Origin of the sequence: Polaribacter marinivivus, from assembly GCF_042651285.1 — a bacterium.
Classification (GTDB): domain Bacteria; phylum Bacteroidota; class Bacteroidia; order Flavobacteriales; family Flavobacteriaceae; genus Polaribacter; species Polaribacter marinivivus.
In genome coordinates, this window is the sequence record NZ_JBHSCY010000001.1 from 22,097 (window position 1) to 41,858 (window position 19,762).

General features: G+C 29.7%; 17 protein-coding genes. 13 read left to right on the forward strand and 4 right to left on the reverse strand.

The annotated features are described in order from the left end of the window. Positions 1-11: 11 nt before the first annotated feature. Entirely contained in the window at positions 12-2,009 is a 1,998-nt protein-coding gene (locus ACFOWD_RS00090) for a urocanate hydratase (RefSeq protein WP_377407069.1), read from the reverse strand. Between the two features lie 137 nt (positions 2,010-2,146). Between ACFOWD_RS00090 and ACFOWD_RS00095 the strand changes: the two genes are divergently transcribed. Then, positions 2,147-5,572, forward strand: coding sequence for a methylmalonyl-CoA mutase family protein (locus ACFOWD_RS00095; protein WP_377407071.1), 3,426 nt, complete (start codon positions 2,147-2,149; stop codon positions 5,570-5,572). 202 nt (positions 5,573-5,774) lie between these two features. Here ACFOWD_RS00095 and ACFOWD_RS00100 read toward each other — a convergent pair whose 3' ends face one another. Next, complete coding sequence (locus tag ACFOWD_RS00100; RefSeq protein ID WP_377407073.1) at positions 5,775-6,455, reverse strand: hypothetical protein; 681 nt, start codon at positions 6,453-6,455, stop codon at positions 5,775-5,777. 138 nt (positions 6,456-6,593) lie between these two features. Here ACFOWD_RS00100 and ACFOWD_RS00105 point away from each other — a divergent pair, with 138 nt between their 5' ends. From ACFOWD_RS00105 to ACFOWD_RS00145, 9 genes are all read left to right on the forward strand, one after another. Continuing rightward, positions 6,594-7,814, forward strand: coding sequence for a sulfite oxidase (locus ACFOWD_RS00105; RefSeq protein ID WP_377409585.1), 1,221 nt, complete (start codon positions 6,594-6,596; stop codon positions 7,812-7,814). Next, a complete protein-coding gene (locus tag ACFOWD_RS00110; RefSeq protein WP_377407075.1) occupies positions 7,814-8,281 on the forward strand; it encodes a monoheme cytochrome C in 468 nt (155 codons plus the stop codon). Before ACFOWD_RS00105 ends, ACFOWD_RS00110 begins: the two co-directional genes overlap by 1 nt. Then, the gene (locus ACFOWD_RS00115) at positions 8,265-9,203 is read left to right on the forward strand and encodes a sulfurtransferase (protein WP_377407077.1); all 939 of its coding nucleotides are present in this window, start codon (positions 8,265-8,267) and stop codon (positions 9,201-9,203) included. Before ACFOWD_RS00110 ends, ACFOWD_RS00115 begins: the two co-directional genes overlap by 17 nt. Then, on the forward strand, positions 9,196-10,068 hold the full coding sequence (locus tag ACFOWD_RS00120) for a sterol desaturase family protein (RefSeq protein WP_298995555.1): 873 nt from the start codon (positions 9,196-9,198) through the stop codon (positions 10,066-10,068). Before ACFOWD_RS00115 ends, ACFOWD_RS00120 begins: the two co-directional genes overlap by 8 nt. Before the next feature lie 93 nt (positions 10,069-10,161). After that, on the forward strand, positions 10,162-10,689 hold the full coding sequence (locus ACFOWD_RS00125; RefSeq protein WP_377407079.1) for a hypothetical protein: 528 nt from the start codon (positions 10,162-10,164) through the stop codon (positions 10,687-10,689). A gap of 171 nt (positions 10,690-10,860) precedes the next feature. Then, positions 10,861-11,196, forward strand: coding sequence for a DUF3703 domain-containing protein (locus ACFOWD_RS00130; RefSeq protein WP_377407081.1), 336 nt, complete (start codon positions 10,861-10,863; stop codon positions 11,194-11,196). A 172-nt stretch (positions 11,197-11,368) separates the two neighbouring features. Next, positions 11,369-11,908: a sigma-70 family RNA polymerase sigma factor gene (locus ACFOWD_RS00135; protein WP_377407083.1), complete on the forward strand. Its 540-nt coding sequence runs from the start codon at positions 11,369-11,371 to the stop codon at positions 11,906-11,908. Between the two features lie 23 nt (positions 11,909-11,931). Then, the gene (locus ACFOWD_RS00140; protein ID WP_377407085.1) at positions 11,932-12,477 is read left to right on the forward strand and encodes a hypothetical protein; all 546 of its coding nucleotides are present in this window, start codon (positions 11,932-11,934) and stop codon (positions 12,475-12,477) included. Between the two features lie 35 nt (positions 12,478-12,512). Beyond that, entirely contained in the window at positions 12,513-13,400 is an 888-nt protein-coding gene (locus ACFOWD_RS00145; protein WP_377407087.1) for a dienelactone hydrolase family protein, read from the forward strand. Between the two features lie 52 nt (positions 13,401-13,452). Here ACFOWD_RS00145 and ACFOWD_RS00150 read toward each other — a convergent pair whose 3' ends face one another. Further along, positions 13,453-15,981, reverse strand: a complete 2,529-nt coding sequence (locus ACFOWD_RS00150) for a M14 family metallopeptidase (RefSeq protein ID WP_377407089.1) — start codon at positions 15,979-15,981, stop codon at positions 13,453-13,455. A gap of 20 nt (positions 15,982-16,001) precedes the next feature. Further along, positions 16,002-17,564 (reverse strand): amidohydrolase family protein, encoded by a 1,563-nt coding sequence (locus tag ACFOWD_RS00155; protein ID WP_377407091.1) that lies wholly within the window; start codon positions 17,562-17,564, stop codon positions 16,002-16,004. A 311-nt stretch (positions 17,565-17,875) separates the two neighbouring features. Here ACFOWD_RS00155 and ACFOWD_RS00160 point away from each other — a divergent pair, with 311 nt between their 5' ends. From ACFOWD_RS00160 to ACFOWD_RS00170, 3 genes are read left to right on the forward strand one after another with little or no spacing between them, the layout of a single operon-like run. Further along, positions 17,876-19,030 carry a tyrosine-type recombinase/integrase gene (locus ACFOWD_RS00160; RefSeq protein ID WP_377407093.1) on the forward strand — a complete coding sequence of 385 codons (1,155 nt, stop codon included), beginning with the start codon at positions 17,876-17,878 and terminating at the stop codon, positions 19,028-19,030. Between the two features lie 57 nt (positions 19,031-19,087). Then, positions 19,088-19,381 carry a barstar family protein gene (locus ACFOWD_RS00165; protein ID WP_272023417.1) on the forward strand — a complete coding sequence of 98 codons (294 nt, stop codon included), beginning with the start codon at positions 19,088-19,090 and terminating at the stop codon, positions 19,379-19,381. A gap of 36 nt (positions 19,382-19,417) precedes the next feature. Further along, positions 19,418-19,756, forward strand: a complete 339-nt coding sequence (locus tag ACFOWD_RS00170; RefSeq protein ID WP_377407095.1) for a hypothetical protein — start codon at positions 19,418-19,420, stop codon at positions 19,754-19,756. Positions 19,757-19,762: the final 6 nt, after the last annotated feature.

A 19,762-nucleotide genomic window follows, 5' to 3' on the forward strand; every position in this document is an offset into this window, starting at 1 on the left:
AAGAGATATATTTATGTTAAACTATCCAAAAGCGATTCATCAACTTTATTTGGGAGTGTAACTTTAAGTTGTTTTTCAGATTTCATAGCTCTTTTAATTGCAAAAATTGCTTCATCATTTCTTGCCCAACTTCTTCTAGAAATTCCATTATTTACATCCCAAAAAAGCATTGATTTTAAACGCTTTGTTGCTGCTTTACTACCATCAAGAAGCATGCCAAATCCACCATTAATAACTTCTCCCCAACCAACTCCACCTCCATTATGAATAGAAACCCAAGTTGCTCCTCTAAAACTATCTCCAATTACATTTTGGATGGCCATATCTGCTGTAAATCTTGAGCCATCATAAATATTAGATGTTTCTCTGTAGGGTGAATCAGTTCCTGAAACATCATGATGGTCTCTACCTAAAACTACTGGTCCTATTTTTCCTTTTTTAATAGCTTTATTGAATGCTTTTGCAATTTCTACTCTACCTTCTGCATCAGCATATAAAATTCTAGCTTGAGAACCCACCACTAATTTATTCTCTTGCGCACCTTTTATCCATTGGATATTATCAGCCATTTGTTGCTGAATTTCTTTAGGTGATTTTTCTTTTAGCTTTTCTAAGACTTTACATGCTATCTTATCAGTCTTTTTTAAATCGTCTGAATTCCCTGAAGCACATACCCATCTAAAAGGTCCAAAACCATAATCAAAACACATTGGTCCCATAATATCTTGAACATAACTTGGGTATTTAAATTCACGACCTAATTCTTTGTTAGGATTCATCACATCTGCTCCTGCTCTGCTTGCTTCTAATAAAAATGCATTTCCATAGTCGAAAAAATAAGTACCTTTTTCTGTATGTTTATTTATTGCTTTAGCATGTCTTCTTAAAGTTTCTTGCACTTTTTCTTTGAATAAAGTAGGATTTTCAGCCATCATTTTATTAGCCTCTTCAAATGAAATATCTACAGGATAATAACCTCCAGCCCAAGGATTGTGCAAAGAAGTTTGATCAGACCCTAAATCAATAAATATCTCTGCTTCATCAAACTTTTCCCAAACCTCAACTATATTACCTAAATAGGCAATAGAAACAGTTTCTTGTTTTTGTTTTGCTATTTTTACTCTTTCTACTAATTCATCTAAATCAGTTATTTTTTCATCTATCCAACCTTGATCTAAACGAACTTGAGTAATTTTAGGATTAACTTCTGCACAAACTGTTATGCAACCAGCAATATTACCAGCTTTGGGTTGTGCACCAGACATTCCCCCTAAACCAGCAGTTACAAATAAATTTCCTTTTGGTGGTTTTCCAATTTTTCTAAATCCGTTTAAAACTGTAATTGTTGTTCCATGAACAATACCTTGAGGTCCAATATACATATAACTCCCAGCTGTCATTTGCCCATATTGTGAAACACCTAAAGCATTCATTTTTTCCCAATCATCTGGTTTTGAATAATTAGGAATAACCATTCCATTGGTAACCACTACTCTTGGAGCATTTTTATTAGAAGGAAATAAACCTAAAGGATGCCCAGAATACATGACTAATGTTTGTTTATCTGTCATTTCAGACAAATATTGCATTGTAAGTAAATATTGAGCCCAATTTTGAAAAACTGCTCCATTACCACCATAAGTAATTAATTCATCTGGATGCTGTGCAACTGCATCATCTAAGTTATTCTGAATCATTAGCATGATAGCTTTTGCTTGTTCAGATTTTCCTGGATATTCTTCTATAGGTCTTGCATACAATTTATAATCTGGTTGAAAACGATACATATAAATACGACCGTATTTCTCTAACTCTTCTGCAAATTCAGACAATAATATTGCATGGTGTTTATCATCAAAATAACGAAGTGCATTTTTTAAAGCTAGCTTCTTTTCTTCATCAGATAAAATTTCTTTTCTTTTTGGGGCATGATTTCTAGATGTATCATACACTTTTTTTTCAGGTAAATTTGCAGGAATTCCTTGCTTAATCTTTTCTTTAAATGTCATTTTTAAGGTTGATTTTTAAAGTAGTACACAAATATATTCTTTTTGAGAGTTTATTAACACTTTATAATCATCAAAGATTAGTATCAATTTTTGAAAAATCCGTAAATTGCAAGCCATAAATCATACTTTTTTTACGAATGGAACAAATTAAACCTTATAAACCTAAACATAAAGTTAGAATTGTAACTGCTGCTTCGCTTTTTGACGGACATGATGCTGCTATAAATATAATGCGTAGAATAATACAATCTACAGGTGTTGAGGTCATTCATTTAGGACATGATAGAAGTGTAGATGAAGTAGTTAATTGTGCAATACAAGAAGATGTAAATGCTATTGCAATGACTTCTTATCAAGGTGGTCATAACGAATATTTTAAATACATGTACGACTTACTTCAAGAAAGAGGTGCAGAACATATTAAAATATTTGGTGGTGGAGGTGGAGTAATTTTACCAGAAGAAATTAAAGATTTAATGGATTATGGAATTACTCGTATTTACTCTCCTGATGATGGAAGAGAAATGGGATTACAAGGTATGATTAATGATTTGGTGCAACAATCTGACTTTGCTATTGGAGATCAATTAAACATTAATATTGAAGAACTAAAACAAAAAGAGGCAAGAAAACTAGCAAGAGTAATTTCTTCTGCAGAAAACTTTCCAGAAGTTGCAAAAGATACATTAGCTAAAATTCATGAAAAAAATAAAAATTCTAAAACTCCTGTTTTAGGAATAACTGGAACTGGAGGTGCAGGAAAATCATCTTTAGTAGATGAATTAGTGCGTCGTTTTTTAATAGACTTTCCAAATAAAACAGTGGGTCTAATTTCTGTAGACCCATCAAAAAGAAAAACTGGTGGTGCATTATTAGGTGATAGAATTCGAATGAATGCTATTAATAACGAACGTGTTTATATGCGTTCTTTAGCAACTCGTCAATCGAATTTAGCTTTATCTAAATATGTAAATGAAGCTGTAGAAGTTTTAAAAGCAGCTGAGTTTGATTTAATCATTTTAGAAACTTCAGGAATTGGGCAATCTGATACAGAAATCATAGAGCATTCAGACACTTCTTTATATGTTATGACTCCAGAATTTGGAGCTGCAACACAATTAGAAAAGATAGACATGTTAGATTTTGCAGATTTAGTTGCCATTAACAAATTTGATAAAAGAGGAGCTTTAGACGCTATACGTGATGTAAAAAAACAATACATGCGTAACAATAATTTATGGGATATTCATATGGATGATATGCCTGTATTTGGCACAATCGCATCTCAATTTAATGATCCTGGAATGAACTCGCTTTACAAAGCGATTATGGATAAATTAGTTGAAAAAACAAATGCAGACTTGGTCTCTAAAATGGAAATCACAAAAGAAATGTCTGAAAAGATATATGTGATTCCTCCAAAAAGAGTACGTTATTTATCTGAAATTGCTGAAAACAATAGAAGTTATGACAGTAAAGCCGAACAACAAGTAAATGTTGCTCAAAAATTATATGGTATTTATCAAACATTAGAGAGTGTAACAGGCGCAAAAGTAAGCTTAGATAAATCTGGAATTGATACTGATAAACTAACTAAAACTGAAGAAAATACTCAATTTATAAAATTATTAATTGGAGAATTTGATAGAGTTAAATTAGACTTAGATCCATACAATTGGGAAATCATTTTAAATTGGGATGATAAAGTAAAAAAATACAAAGACCCAATTTATACTTTTAAAGTAAGAGATAAAGAGATTAAAATTGAGACGCATACAAAATCACTATCTCACTCAGATATTCCAAAAGTTGCCTTACCAAAATATAAAGCTTGGGGAGATTTATTACAATGGAACTTACAAGAAAATGTTCCTGGAGAATTCCCTTACACTTCTGGCTTATATCCTTTTAAAAGAACTGGTGAAGACCCAACAAGAATGTTTGCAGGTGAAGGTGGACCAGAAAGAACCAACAGACGTTTTCATTATGTAAGCTTAGGTATGGATGCAAAGCGTTTATCTACAGCATTTGACTCTGTAACTTTATATGGAAATGATCCAGGACACAGACCAGATATTTATGGAAAAATTGGTAATGCTGGAGTTTCTATTTGCTGTTTAGATGATGCAAAAAAACTATATTCAGGATTTGATTTAAGTCATGCCATGACTTCAGTTTCTATGACTATTAATGGTCCTGCACCAATGTTGTTAGGTTTTTTTATGAATGCTGCTATAGATCAAAATTGTGAAAAATATATCAAAGAACATCAATTAGAAGCTCAAGTTGAAGCTAAACTTGCAGAAGTTTACGATGCAAAAGGATTAGAAAGACCAAAATATCAAGGAGATTTACCAGAAGGTAACAATGGTCTAGGATTGCTTCTTTTAGGACTTACAGGAGATCAAGTTTTACCTTCTGAGGTTTATCAACAAATAAAGAAAGATACCTTAGCACAAGTTAGAGGAACTGTACAAGCAGATATTTTAAAAGAAGATCAAGCTCAAAATACCTGTATTTTTTCTACAGAATTTGCTTTACGTTTAATGGGGGATGTACAAGAATATTTTATAGAAAAACAAGTACGTAATTTTTATTCGGTTTCTATTTCTGGTTATCATATTGCTGAAGCTGGCGCAAACCCAATAACACAATTGGCATTAACTTTAGCAAATGGGTTTACCTATGTTGAGTATTACTTATCTAGAGGAATGGATATTAATAAATTTGGACCTAACTTATCGTTTTTCTTTTCAAATGGTATAGACCCAGAGTATGCTGTAATTGGTAGAGTAGCTCGTAAAATTTGGGCAAAAGCAATGAAGCATAAATATGGTGCAAATCCAAGAGCGCAAATGTTAAAATATCATATTCAAACTTCTGGTCGTTCTTTACATGCTCAAGAAATTGATTTTAATGATATTAGAACAACACTACAAGCATTGTATGCAATTTATGACAATTGTAATTCTTTACATACAAATGCTTACGATGAAGCTATTACAACACCTACAGAAGAATCTGTAAGAAGAGCAATGGCTATTCAATTAATCATCAATAAAGAATTAGGATTAGCAAAAAATGAAAACCCAATTCAAGGTTCTTTTATTATTGAAGAATTAACAGATTTAGTAGAAGAAGCTGTTTTACAAGAATTTGATAGAATTACAGAAAGAGGTGGTGTTTTAGGAGCTATGGAAACTATGTATCAACGCTCTAAAATTCAAGAAGAAAGTTTGTATTACGAAACATTAAAACATACAGGAGAATTCCCGATTATTGGTGTAAATACTTTTTTAAGTTCTAAAGGTTCACCAACAGTTTTACCTGCAGAAGTAATTAGAGCAACAGAAGAAGAAAAGCAAAATCAAATAAAAACAAAAGAAAACTTGAATGAGGCTCATAAAAATAATTCTAAAAAACAATTAGAAATACTACAGGAAGCTGCTATTCAAAATGAAAATCTTTTTGATAAACTGATGGATGCTACCAAAGTTTGTTCTTTAGGGCAAATTACAGAAGCTTTATTTAAAGTAGGTGGTCAGTATAGAAGAAATATGTAAATAGAAAAAGAACTTCTCTTTATATAAAAAATAAATATCTATAACTTTTTAGTTATTTTCAGATAGAACAAAAAAGTAAAATCCGCATAATTTATGCGGATTTTACTTTTTAAAAAATTGTAAATTTTTATCAATTATACTTTTAAATAATTCTTACAATCGATTAATAATACTATAAAATAATCTTTATCCTCATAAGCTATTAAGCTACTTCTTTTGGTAAATTAATTCCTTTTGTTAATAATGTGATACCCATTACTAATAACCAAAGTACTTTAACATGAAAGAGAGGTTTATATATTTCAAAATTATCAGGGATTCCTAAAATAATTCCCATAGCTGCTAACCCAAATAAAACTGTAAACCAACCTAACCATTTGCTTACTAAATTCCATTTTAGAAATGCAGCTCCTAATAAAACAAAACCAACACCAGAAAAAATTCTACCAAATCGAATAAAACAAGTAACATATTGATTTGTAAACAAAATATCATCTATAAATTCCTGAATTTCTGCAGCTGATAATCCAGCTGTTTTTCCAACACCCCAAGCTCCAAAATTATAATAAAATGCATTAGCTATAGCTAAAGTAAACGTACCAACAATTATCATTCCTATACCAGGTAAAACTACTGTTCTGTAAGGTCTATTTGTAATTATAGATAATAATGCAAACATTGATATCCCCATAGTTACCCATCCAAAAATATGAAAACGATACATCCATATCCAAAACCAAACACTATCTCCTATTTTAGTAAAATCGGATGCTACAATATATTCTCCTATATGATGTGGTGATAATACCCAACCAAACCATAACAAAATAGCTGCTAATACAAATGCCCATCCTGTAAAACTTGTTTCAAAACTTTTCTTCATTCCTTAATAGATTAATTATTTAAAAATTTTGTAATATTAAAACATATTTACATCGCAGTTGGTAACAAATGTTACACAACAAAAACTGTAATGGTTGTAAATTGTGCATTTAAATAATTTATATAAAATAATTCCATGCTGAATCGAAGATCATTTGTAAAAAAATCTGTACTAAGTTCATTTGCTGCAATTGTAGGCGCAGAAATTGTATTTGGATCGAATATGATAGATGGTTATACACCACTTGCTCTTCAAGAACCTGACCCTTTTAAATTATTTAAAAAAAATAATGAAATGGTGGTTTTGAATGATAAGCCTTGGAATATTGAAGCAAAAGCTCATCTACTAGATGATAAAGTAACACCAAACTCTTCAATGTTTATTAGAAATAATGGTAAAATTCCAGAAAATATAAACGCTGATAATTGGAAATTAGTTATTAATGGTGAATCCGTAAAACAACAAAAAACATATACCTTACAAGAATTAAAATCTAAATTTAAACATTATACTTATCAACTAACTCTAGAATGTGGTGGAAATGGTAGAAGTGAATTTAATCCTCCTGCCAAAGGAAATCAATGGACTGTTGGTGCTGTACATTGTGCTTCTTGGACAGGTATACGTTTAAAAGATTTATTAGAAGATGTAGGTATAAAAAGTGATGCTGTTTACATTGCTTATCATTCTGCTGACACACATTTAAGTGGAGACCCTTCTAAAGAACCAATTTCTAGAGGATGCCCAATTTCTAAAGCAATGCAAGAAGAAACTTTACTGGCTTTTCAAATGAATGGTAAAGACATTCCATTAGCACATGGTTATCCTTTACGATTAGTTGCTGGTGGTTGGCCAGCTTCAGTCTCAGGTAAATGGGTAAACACCATAAGTGTAAGAAACATTGTTCATGATGGGCCAAAAATGACAGGTACTGCATACAGAGTGCCTTGTAAAAATGTTGCCCCAGGAGAAAAGGTAGAAGATAAAGACATGTGCATTATTGAGTCTATGCCAGTTAAATCTTTAATTACCTATCCAAAATCTGGTGCAATGATTAAAAAGAATAAATCATTAAACATTAGAGGTCATGCTTGGGCAGGAGAATTAGAGGTTTCAAAGTTAGAATACTCAATAGATTTTGGTGCAACTTGGCAAGAATGTGAATTAGAAAAACCTACAAATCGTTTAGCTTGGCAACACTTCTCAGCAACTATTCAATTTCCTAAAATCGGATATTATGAAGTTTGGGCAAAAGCTACTGATTCAAATGGAGTTGCTCAGCCAATGGTAGTTCCTGGATGGAATCCAAAAGGTTATTTAAATAATGCTTGTCATAGAATTGCAGTAAAAGTTAGCTAATGAAGCGTGACGAAGAATTCTTTAAAAAAATTAAAAAAGCTGAGAAAACTGCTCAATATGCTATGTTTTTTACCTCTCTAGCTACAATTTTATTATTGTTAAGTATTTATGATCCTACATTATCAATATTTAATAGTCAAGAGAAATTGTATGAAGAAGTTTTAGTTGATGAAGATAGGATAGAAAATGGAATTCACGTAAGAACTGGTTTAAAAGATGGTAAAGGACTAATGACTGTTGTGAACAATTGTACTAATTGTCACTCAGCAAAACTAGTAACCCAAAACAGAATGAATGCTGAAAGATGGAATGAAACCATCAAATGGATGCAAGAAAAACAAAATCTTTGGCAGTTAGGAGAAAACCAAGAAATAATAGTAAACTATTTGGTTGAGAATTATCCAGTAAATCAAATAGGAAGAAGAATGACTCTTTCAAACATAGATTGGTATGAACTTAAAGATTAATCTAATTTTAATAATTTTTTTGATGTTTTCTTGTAAAAAAGAAAGTGTAGAAAAATCTTATTCTAAGAAATCTAATTATTTAATTAATGCTAATGAATTATTAGAAATTGCTTCTAATAATAAAATTAAAATTCTTGATTTTAGAAAAAAAGAAGATTACCAAAAAGAACACATTAAAAATGCAATTCAAATATGGAGATCAGATCTAGAAAATCCTAATTATGTTTATAGTGGTATGATGCCTTCATCTCAACAAATTGAAAGATTATTTAGCGATTTAGGTATAGAATCAGAAGACACTGTTGTTATTTATGATGATAAAGGATTGTGTGAAGCTGCTAGGTTGTGGTGGATTCTTCAAGTTTATAATTTTAAAAATGTAAAATTATTACAAGGAGGTATTACTGCTTGGAAAACTATAAATGGAGATGTTTCTAACATAGAGCCGAAATTCTCTAAAACTTCATTTAAACTATCTCAAACTAATAAAAAGAATCTATTTATTTCAAAAGAAGAAGTCTACAAAGCTTTAAAAACAAATACTATTTTATTAGATACTAGAACTATAGCAGAGTTTTATGGTGATTATCATAAAAAAGGAGCTGCAAAACCAGGTAGAATTCCAAATAGTATACATATTGATTGGGCAGAAGCAATTAATTTTCATGGAAATCAATTGATAAAACCAATAGAGGAATTAGAAAAAATCTATAGCAAATTAAATATAAGAAAGAATGATTCGATAATTTTGTATTGTCATAGTGGAGTGCGTTCAGCGCATACAACATTTATACTTACAGAGTTATTAGGTTATAAAAATGTAAAAAACTATGATGGTTCTTGGACAGAATGGAGTCATTTTGACAATTTACCTCATGAAATAGGAAGTTCAACAACACTTAAAAAAAATAATCATGAATAAATATTTAGACGCATTTGTAAATGCATTTACAGGAACCGTAGACTGGACGTGGAAATCAATCATTTTTGAAGTTCCTTGGTATACCAATTATTTTTGGGGATTAATTGTAATTTCTTTAATCGTTTGGGGGTTAGAAATTGCTTTTCCTTGGCGTAAAAACCAGTCTATTTTTAGACGTGACTTTTGGTTAGATGCATTTTACATGTTTTTTAACTTCTTTGTTTTCTCTATAGTAATTAGTGGAGTTTATAAAATTTTAGGTTTGTTATTTGGTGAGTTTAATATAACAGCAAAATCTCTTGCATTATTTGATATATCTCAATGGAGCATGGGTATTCAATTACTTGTGTTTTTTATCATCTTAGATTTTGTACAATGGTTTACACATGTCTTATTACACAGATATGAGTTTTTATGGAGGTTTCATAAAGTACATCACAGTGTTAAAGAAATGGGGTTTGCAGCGCATTTAAGATATCATTGGATGGAAAACATCTTATACAAACCATTAAAAACCTTTGGTGTCATGATTATTGGAGGTTTTGAACCTGAACAAGCTTATATAGTTCACTTTATAACAATCGCTATTGGGCATTTTAACCATGCAAATATTAAAATTACTTGGGGTATTTTTAAATACGTATTTAATAATCCAGTAATGCACTTATATCATCATGCCTATAATGTTCCAGAAGGTAGAAATGGTATGAATTATGGAATAAGTTTAAGTCTATGGGATTACATATTTAAAACAAATTATGTACCTGAAGATAGTGGTACTATAGAAATTGGTTTTAAAGGTGATGATAAGTTTCCACAAGATTTTGTTGGTCAAAATTTATATGGTTTCACTAAGAAGGATTAAACTTAAAATCGCTTAATAGATTAAATTCTATATTTTCTTAGAAATATTTTCTATTGATTTTATAAATATATATTTTTAGTATAAATATATATTATGAAATTATTAGGTATAGGCTCAAGAATAGAGCATTCAACATATGGTAAAGGGGTAGTAACAAATGTTACTGCTAAACACTATTGGGTAACTTTTTTAGAAAACGGATTAGAAACAATTGATATTGACAGTGAATTTGAAATTATTGAAGCTGTTGAAGACGAAGTAGATAGCGTAAGTTTTTATGAAGTAGAAAAATCTCTAAAAGAAATTTTACAAAAATGGTCTGATGTTACTCAGATTTCTCCTATTGCAGATCGTTGGAAAGGAGGTAAATTGATAATTGAACCTAAAGACACAACTTTAGCTTCTAAAGAAATTCCTATTGATACATTTTTCCATAAAATAGTGTTGGTTAGAGATAGAATTAGAGTTATGGAACAAAAAATTAACTCTAGTAAAACACTAGATGATCAAGATAAAATTGACTTGCAACAATATATTACTAGAATTTATGGAAGCTTAACAACCTTTAATGTGTTGTTCAAATTAAAATCAGATCAATTTGTTGGTTCACGTTCTAAATAAAAAATGTCAGTTCGAGTGGAATTGATTTGGAAAAATCAATTTTATATCGAGAACTTTTATATGAGATTTCTTGATACAATTTTTTATAAACTCAAAAATAACTCTAAACAAAAAACGTTAGATTTTTTTTTGCATCTTTTTAAGTTTATTTTCGTCTATTTTTAAAACTCAATGAAACAAAAAGTTTTAAAAAAGGTATTTTATAGGCAACTTAATTTAGCCAAAAAATTAATTAACGAAAAAAAGTATAAAACTGCTTTTTATCATCTTGAAAACGCACATATATTAGGGCAAAAAAATATTTATAGACATACATTAAGCCACTATTGGATGCTTATTTATGCTCTTAAGAAAAAAAGTAAAAAAGAAATTTTTGGTCAGATTTTAAGAATTTTTGCTTCTATATTCTTTACCTTAATTTGGGTACCTAGAGGAAACACTGGTGGAACAAATATTTCACCCATTAAAATTTTACCAGTTAGAAAAGAATTAAAAAAATATTTTTAAATTAATGCATCTTTTTAAAGAGTTACAAGTCTACTATATGAACATTAAAAATTTATATTATGAAAACTTTTAAAAATACAAATTGTACTTGTGGCTGTGCTGCATGTATAAATGAAGATTGCAAAAACTGTACTTGTAAAAATTGTACATGTAAAAATTGTAACTGTTAGCAATGACCACAAAGCAAGTTTGGACATCTTATTCTAAAGATATAAAACATTTTATCATCAGCAAAGTAAAAGATACTACTATTGCTGATGATATTTTGCAGGATACTTTTATAAAAATCCATACCAAATTACATACACTTAAAGATATTAAAAAACTGAAAGCTTGGTGCTTTACAATTGCTCGTAATTCTATTTTAGATTATTGGAAATCAGAAAACAAAACATTTGAAATCATCAATTTTGAAAATGAAGAAACTATAGAAGAAAATATTCATACAGAAAAAGATTGTTTACAAGGTATTCTTAAAAACCTACCAAAAAAATATAGAGACCCCTTATTTCTATCTGATATAAAAGGATTAAAACAGCAAGAAATTGCAACGCAACTTAACCAAACATTATCAACTACAAAATCACAAATACAACGTGCTAGAAAACTCATTGCAAAAGGATTTATAGATTGTTGTGGTTTTCAATTGAATGCTGATGGAAATCTAGTTGGAGAAATTCAAGAAAAAGAAGATTGTAAAGTTTGTAGTTAATTCTTATTTTTATAAAAAAAAGAATGAATATCTATAAAAAAGAACTTCGAATAAAAATTAAAAAATCTAAAAATACTTTAGAAAAAACAAAAATCTATTTCGAAAATTATAATTATAAATTCAAAGAAAATGGAAATAACGAATATGTCTTTTTTAAGAAATTTTCTTTTCTTCAAGGATGGACATTTAATCCTTTAAATTGGGAGTCTGAAGTTATTGTTAACATATTTGAAGATGAAATTCTATTAAAATACAGTAATTATGGTAATGCACATATTACTCCATTTGCTTTTCAAAGTTTATTTGATAACTTTTTTAAAAACTTAGAATTATACCTCACCAAATCTATTTCATTTCAATTAGAAAATAAAAATGAAATCAATAAAGCGAAACAAAAAGTGTTATATAGCTTTCTCTTAATTATTATAGGTACACTTATTACTTTTGCTTTAGCCAAATTTCTAAATGAAACAATTAACTTTCAATTACTTCATAAATTTAGTATTATAGTTGGAGCCTTATTATCTTTAAAATTGATAAATACCTATTGGATAAAGAAATTTACTTAGAAATAATTATCTTGTAAAGGTTAAATTCACCAACTATGATACAATTAAAAAAAGAAGATATAAGTCAAGAAGTATTTGATTTATATGACGATTATGCTCACAATAAACTTACAAGAAAACAATTTCTAGAAAAATTATCTATGTATGCAGTTGGCGCAATTACACTGCCAGCTTTATTGAGTTTTATATCACCCAATTATATCGATTCTATTATTGTTCCAGAAGATGATCCAAGATTAGATTCTAAAATGATTACTTATGATTCTCCTAAAGGAGGAAATAAGATTGATGGGTTGTTATCTATACCTAAAGATGCAAAAGGTAAATTACCAGGAATTGTAGTTGTTCATGAAAACAGAGGATTAAATCCGTATATAAAAGATACTGCAAGATTAGCTGCTTTAGAAGGTTTTATAACCTTAGCTCCAGATGCTTTAACACCTTTAGGGGGTTATCCTGGAAACGATGATGAAGGTAGAGCTATGCAAAGAAAAAGAGATCGTTTAGAAATGCTAGAAGACTTTATTGCTGCTTACAATTATGTAAAAAATCATAAAAAATGTTCAGGTAAAGTTGGTGTAGTAGGTTTCTGTTTTGGAGGGTGGATTTCGAATATGATGGCTGTACAAGTACCAAATTTAGGTGCTGCAGTCCCTTATTATGGAAGACAACCAAATGACGAAATGGCTGAAAAAATAAAGGCGCCTTTATTATTACAATATGGTGAATTAGACAAAAGAGTTAACGCTGGTTGGCCTGCTTTCGAAAAAGTATTAAAGGCAAATAACATAGAATATGAAGCACATTTTTATCCAAATGCAAATCATGGATTTCACAATAATACAACTCCAAGATTTGATAAAGAAGCAGCAGATTTATCCTGGAAAAGAACTATAGATTTTTTCAAGAAACATCTTTCTTAAAAAAGAAAATTATAAAAAGGGTATTTTAATTTAAAATACCCTTTTTAATTATTTATCTAGGCACTCTAATTTCACTACCCAAAAACAAAGCATTTAAAAACAGTTTATTAGTACCATACCAAGCTCCTCTAAAGTTTGGATTATCAGCAAATAAAATCACTCTTCCAGCTCCAAGACCATTTACCAAAACAGAAGCAGATGGTTTTATAAAATGTTCTAAACTATTCTTTGACACAAAACCGTCTATATGAGGATTTTCTGTGTATTTGGCTACTGTAGAATAAGGATTTTTACTTGGTGCTAAAAACACCATATTATTTTTATAAACTGGTAATTTAGAATTACGATAACCAAAACCTAAAGGATGTGTTACATCTAAGTCTACTTGAAAAATAGCTCCTCCTACTCTTTCTCTTCCTAAATGTTCTGAGGCATCTACATAAGATAATCTTTTAATAGAATCCTTTTTATTTTTTGATTTTTTAGTTAATTGTTCTTTTGCTATTTTTTTATCAATGGCCCATTTTGCTCCATTTGCTATAGTAATTAATGTATTTCCTTTGGCTATCCAATTTTTTAGTTTTTGTTTTTGAACAGAATCAATTTGACTATAACTACCAGAAACCATAACTAAAGTATTGTATTTTTCTAGATTTGCTCTTCTAAAATTTTGCATTCTAATTTTAGTAATTGGCATATGAATTCTAGAATCTAATAAATGCCAAACTTCTCCAGCTTCATAAGAATTTACACCTTCTCCAATTAGCATAGCAGCTTTAGGTTTTTCTACAACTCTAAAATTATTACTTCCTAAATCTATCCCAGAAATACTAAACCCTGTTTCTGTACTAAATACAGGAATATTAAATTTTTCTTGTGCTAACTGAACCAATTGAAACACCTTTTCAGCATTCATTTTTTGTTTGCTTACTGGTAATAATAAACTACCATAATTAAAACTTTTTTCTCCGTTTACAGTTTTTATAGTAAAAGGTTTAAATGCAGACGCTAGCTTTAAACCCTTATTTTGTAAATAATATAAAGCTGCTGGTGTATTATAATCATCCCAATCTAAAATATAAGCGTAATTAGATTTAACTACGGGTTTATTATTGGTAATTGATGCTGTTGATAAAACTTCATCTCCAAGCTTTACTGATTTTAACCCCTTATAATCTACATTATAAAAGTTCGCAACACTCCATGCAGAAGCGTCATAAAAAACACTATCTCTATATTTATTATAGGTCTCAAACATCGTTTGCACCATTCTATGCTGAGGCTGTTTTAATGGAACAGTATATTTATTACCTTTTTTATAGACTTTAATTTTATGCGTTAATAAAAAATCTACAAATGCTTTTTCTCTGTTTTTATCATTTTCGACAGAAAACTCATATCCACCAAAACCAGATTTTACTTTTTTAGTTACAGCTGATTTAAAAAAATCTTGTTGGTATTTTCTTAAATAACTTTTATTTTCGACTGCAGCTTTAATAGTTGCAAAACTCGATGTAAGTTGATTTCTAATTGTAAAAGGGAATGTAATTTTCCCATAATCTGTATCTTGAACATGACCTCTAGAACTAGCCTGTTCAAACAAAATTGCTAAACCACCTTGTAAGTCTGGATAAGAAGAACCATAACCTGGATAAGTACCATCAAAAGATTCTTTTGTATAATATAAAGAGCCTAAATCATCTAAAGATTTTGAATAATACTTTGCAAACATGTTATTCAAATCTTCATAATTTTCTTTTGGCATTATTGGATCCCAAGAACCAATAGGTTTCATAGGCTCGAAAAAATAATGACTATTGGTGCCCATTTCATGAAAATCGGTAACTACATTCGGATACCATTCGTGCATCCATTTTAATTTTCCTTTACTTTCTGGATGCACTGCTAACAGCCAATCTCTATTTAAATCAAACCAGTAATGATTTGTTCTTCCTCTTGGCCAAGCTTCATTATGTTCAGCATCAATATTATCTGACACCAAATTTTTAGACTGATATTGGTTGGCCCATTGAGTATGTCTATCTCTACCATCAGGATTTATTGTTGGATCTATAAAAATTACAGCATTTTTTAGATAGTTTTTTACTTCTGCACTATTAGATGCCACTAAAGTATAAGCTGTTAGTAATGCAGCCTCTGCACTAGAAGGTTCATTACCATGAACATTATATCCTAATTGGATAATAACAGGAACATCTTCATAATTTTTAGCATCTTCATTGGTATTTACAAAAGACAAATGTTGTTGTTTTATTTGTTCAAGATTTTTTAAATTTTCGGTTGCACTAACAGAAAACATTACCAACTTTCTATGTTCATGTGTTTTTCCATAAACTTCTATAGAGGCTCTATCTGATATTTCAGCTAATTGGGTTAAATACCCAACAATTAAATCGTGTCTTGTGTGATGTTCTCCAATCTCATAACCCAAATATTCTTTTGGTGTGGGAATTTTTTCATTAAAAGGACCTTTACCTTTTAAATAATAATCTTGTGCAGTAATTGAATTAAAAACACAGAAAATTGATATAAAAATTACGATTAATCTAATAGTTTTCATTTTTTAATTTTCTTTTGTAATTAATTTTTTATTCCAGGTTGTTTTAATTTCCAGTTGTTTTTTGCTTTTTCTACATCTACCATTGCTTTTACTTCAGCTAATAGCTTTTTTGCATCATAAACAATACCGTCTTTAATGGTATATTTTACTCCACCAACTCTAACAACTTCATTGTCTTTAGTCAATTTTATAGCTCCTGTACCATATAAAACTTTTAAATTTTGAAGAGGATTGGCATCAACAATCACAAAATCTGCTAACTTACCAACTTGAACTGATCCTATTTTATCATCCCAACCTAAAGCTTCTGCACCATTTAAAGTTGCTGACCTAATTACTTCTAAAGGATGAAAACCAGCTTCTCTTAGTAATTCTAATTCTCTTATATATGCAAAACCATACAATTGATAAATAAAACCTGAATCAGAACCTGCTGTTACTCTGCCTCCTCTATTCTTATATTCGTTTATAAATGTCATCCAAAGTTGATAGTTTTTACGCCAATTTACTTCTTGTTCTGTGCCCCAATCATGCCAATAAGAACCATGAGATATTTTACTTGGTTCATAAAACTTCCATAAAGAAGGTAAAGTATAATCTTCATGCCATTCAGCTCTTCTAGCTCTGTGTAAATCTCTACTAGCTTCATAAATATTAAAAGTAGGGTCTAAAGTAAAATCAAGATCTAATAATTCATTCATCACATTATTCCAATGTTCTGAATAAGGTTTTGCTGCTTGTGCCCAAAGCTTTCCTGCTTCTTCAAACCTGTGTTGTTCATTTTGATAATTATAATCTAATGGATAGTTTTGAACAGTTCTATCATCAAATAAAGCTTCTGGCAAACCATACCAATGTTCCATAGAAGTTAACCCTGCTCTAGCAGAATGCAACACATTCCACCTAGCCACACTTAACTGAGCATGATGACAAGCAGAACCTAAACCTAATTTTTTATTTTCTTCTAAAGCAGCAGCCATAATTTCTGGTTCTGCTCCAAAAAATTTGATACCATCTGCACCATTCTTAGCATTACTTCTAACCCACTCTCTTGCTTCTTCAGGAGTATTTATTCCATTTTTTGCGCCACTACCAAACCCTACATAATCAAAAATTCTTGGCGCTACAATTTTATTGGCTGCACTTAATTTTTTTAATTCTTTTGCATTAATTCCACTAGGTTGCCTTACAGTTGTAATACCATGAGCCATCCAAAGTTTAAAAACATATTCAGGACTAGCGCCTTGAGAAGAACCTCCAATATGTCCATGCATATCTACAAAGCCAGGTAATAAATACATACCTTCAGCATCTAATTCTTTTCCTCCACTTTTTAATTTAGGTCTTCTGTTTTCATTGATTTTTACTCCAGGGTAACCCACAACTTGAACCTTAGTTATTTTGTTATCTTCTACAACAATATCAACAGGACCTCTAGGAGGTGAGCCATCTCCATTAATTAACATAACTCCCCTAATAATTAATTGATTAAATGGGCCTTCACTATTCGAATCTGTTTGAGAAAATAATGAGTTTATTGAGAGAGAAATTAATAGAAAAAAAAGTGTCTTAGTTAGTTTCATAAAAATAATTTTAATGACTTAAAGATACTATTTTTTTAGAAGCATAATTTTTAGTTTTAATCAAAAAAAAAGCAGTTTAGAATATTCTAAACTGCTTTCTAAAATTTTGTAGCGGGAACTGGACTCGAACCAGTGACCTTCGGGTTATGAGTTCGACAAAAACAACAATTTACCCGTCATTTATATACTTTTTAAATCAAAAACGTTTACGACAGCGTTTACGGTAATTTAACTTAATTTTGAACAAAATTAGTATATATTTTTAAAATAAAAATATTTTCTTTACTTTCACTCCGCTAAAGGAAAAGAAGTTGGACTTACCCAGTATAACATTACTTCAGAAAACACACAAAAAGAAAAAAAGGCTTTTAATTACGTTTTCTTATGACACTAAATTAATAGCTATAGCGAAGAAACTTCCAAACGCTATGTGGAGTAAAACTTTGAGATCTTGGTATATAGATTATTCTTTAGAGAATATTTTACTTGTAAAAGCTGAATTTAAGTCATTATGTTACATTAATGATAAATCTCAACCAAGCAATAATAAGTTTAAAAGACAATTAAATCAAAACCAAAAAGACTTTCTAAATGATTTCTACCTTTATTTAAAAGGAAAAAGATATAGCAAAAGTACGATACAAACTTATACTTTTTTTATTGCTGATTTTATAAGTTTTAATTCGCATATAGAATGTGTAAATTTAACAAACAGAGATGTTGAGATTTTTATTGAACAAATCTTTATTCCAAGAAAATACTCCATCAGTACACAAAGGCAGTTCATTAGCGCGATGAAACTATTTATTAATTTTTTTCCTCATAGTAAAATAAATAATTTAGAACTTGAAAGACCAAAAAAGGATAAAAAACTACCTAATGTCCTATCCCAAGAAGAAATCTTAAAAATTATCAAGTGTACCCAAAACTTAAAGCATAGAACAATAATTGCTTTAATTTATTCCTGTGGTTTAAGAATTGGAGAATTAATCAATTTAAAATTAGCAGATTTTCACATTGAAAGAAAACAATTAATTGTCAAGAATGGCAAAGGCCGAAAAGACAGATATGTAAGTCTTGCTGATAGCTTTTTACCTCTCTTATTAAATTATTATAATTCTTACAACCCTAAATTTTATTTTATTGAAGGACAAAAAGGAGAAAAATACAGTCAAGAAAGTATACGCCAGTTTTTGAAAAAAAGTTGTCTAAAAGCTAATATTGATAAAAGAGTTACACCTCATACATTAAGGCATAGTTATGCAACTCATTTATTAGAAAATGGCGTTGACATTAGGTATATACAATCTTTATTAGGCCATGCTAAACCAGAAACAACAATGATTTACACCCATGTAAAACGTAAAGATTTAATGGATATACAAAACCCCTTAGATATTGCTTTACAGAAGTTAAAAAACTCTGATAAACAAAACAAAAAACTTGGTTTATCCGGTAATATATAGTCGAAAACACATATATTTACTTGTATATAACCAGTTGGCAGTAATTTGAGAAACGAAATGCAAACATTCAGAATTAAAGGAAAAAGATTAAAGAATTGGAAGACATTCCACTCTGAATTTAAGAAAGAAATGAACTTTCCGGATTATTATGGAGAAAATATGAATGCTTGGATTGACTGCGTTGATGAACTGACTGACGAACCAACTATTTTACAAATTGATAACGGAAAATACTTGAAAGAAAACGAACCTGAATTATTTAACGCAATTTTGGAGTGTGGAGCTTTTGTAAATTATAGAAAATTAGAAGTCGGAGAAAAACCGAACTTGATAATTGCGACTGATTATTAAATGATAAAGTCTGAACTCATATCTAGAATAATAGAATTGACTGTCGAAGCCGAAAAATTTGAAAGTCAATTATTCGAACAGATAGAACTATTAACAGAAAAAGAATCGGAACATACTCGTGTTGGTTTGTATGTTTATCTAAAACCTGAAAATGGAATTGAAGAGCACAGATTATCTAAATCACAACTTGAACAGATGTTTGGTAAACATAATCACGAGTTAACCAAGTTTGAGCTGATTAATAAAAATGAAAATGTATTGGCTGATTTAACTGTTCACTTTTCTAACGGAATTATAGATTGTGTGGAAATTTGGAATAAATTAGGAGATTATCCAAAAGAAGAATTATTAACATACGAACTGAAAAGAATATAAAAAACT

What these genes read in the sequence shown, in the direction of transcription:
- ACFOWD_RS00115 (WP_377407077.1), top strand. Translation starts at nt 8,265, where the DNA reads ATGAACTTAAAGATTAATCTAATTTTAATAATTTTTTTGATGTTTTCT.
- ACFOWD_RS00135 (WP_377407083.1), top strand. Translation starts at nt 11,369, where the DNA reads ATGACCACAAAGCAAGTTTGGACATCTTATTCTAAAGATATAAAACAT.
- ACFOWD_RS00110 (WP_377407075.1), top strand. Translation starts at nt 7,814, where the DNA reads ATGAAGCGTGACGAAGAATTCTTTAAAAAAATTAAAAAAGCTGAGAAA.
- ACFOWD_RS00150 (WP_377407089.1), bottom strand. Translation starts at nt 15,981, where the DNA reads ATGAAAACTATTAGATTAATCGTAATTTTTATATCAATTTTCTGTGTT.
- ACFOWD_RS00145 (WP_377407087.1), top strand. Translation starts at nt 12,513, where the DNA reads ATGATACAATTAAAAAAAGAAGATATAAGTCAAGAAGTATTTGATTTA.
- ACFOWD_RS00090 (WP_377407069.1), bottom strand. Translation starts at nt 2,009, where the DNA reads ATGACATTTAAAGAAAAGATTAAGCAAGGAATTCCTGCAAATTTACCT.
- ACFOWD_RS00095 (WP_377407071.1), top strand. Translation starts at nt 2,147, where the DNA reads ATGGAACAAATTAAACCTTATAAACCTAAACATAAAGTTAGAATTGTA.
- ACFOWD_RS00140 (WP_377407085.1), top strand. Translation starts at nt 11,932, where the DNA reads ATGAATATCTATAAAAAAGAACTTCGAATAAAAATTAAAAAATCTAAA.
- ACFOWD_RS00130 (WP_377407081.1), top strand. Translation starts at nt 10,861, where the DNA reads ATGAAACAAAAAGTTTTAAAAAAGGTATTTTATAGGCAACTTAATTTA.
- ACFOWD_RS00100 (WP_377407073.1), bottom strand. Translation starts at nt 6,455, where the DNA reads ATGAAGAAAAGTTTTGAAACAAGTTTTACAGGATGGGCATTTGTATTA.
- ACFOWD_RS00120 (WP_298995555.1), top strand. Translation starts at nt 9,196, where the DNA reads ATGAATAAATATTTAGACGCATTTGTAAATGCATTTACAGGAACCGTA.
- ACFOWD_RS00125 (WP_377407079.1), top strand. Translation starts at nt 10,162, where the DNA reads ATGAAATTATTAGGTATAGGCTCAAGAATAGAGCATTCAACATATGGT.
- ACFOWD_RS00165 (WP_272023417.1), top strand. Translation starts at nt 19,088, where the DNA reads ATGCAAACATTCAGAATTAAAGGAAAAAGATTAAAGAATTGGAAGACA.
- ACFOWD_RS00155 (WP_377407091.1), bottom strand. Translation starts at nt 17,564, where the DNA reads ATGAAACTAACTAAGACACTTTTTTTTCTATTAATTTCTCTCTCAATA.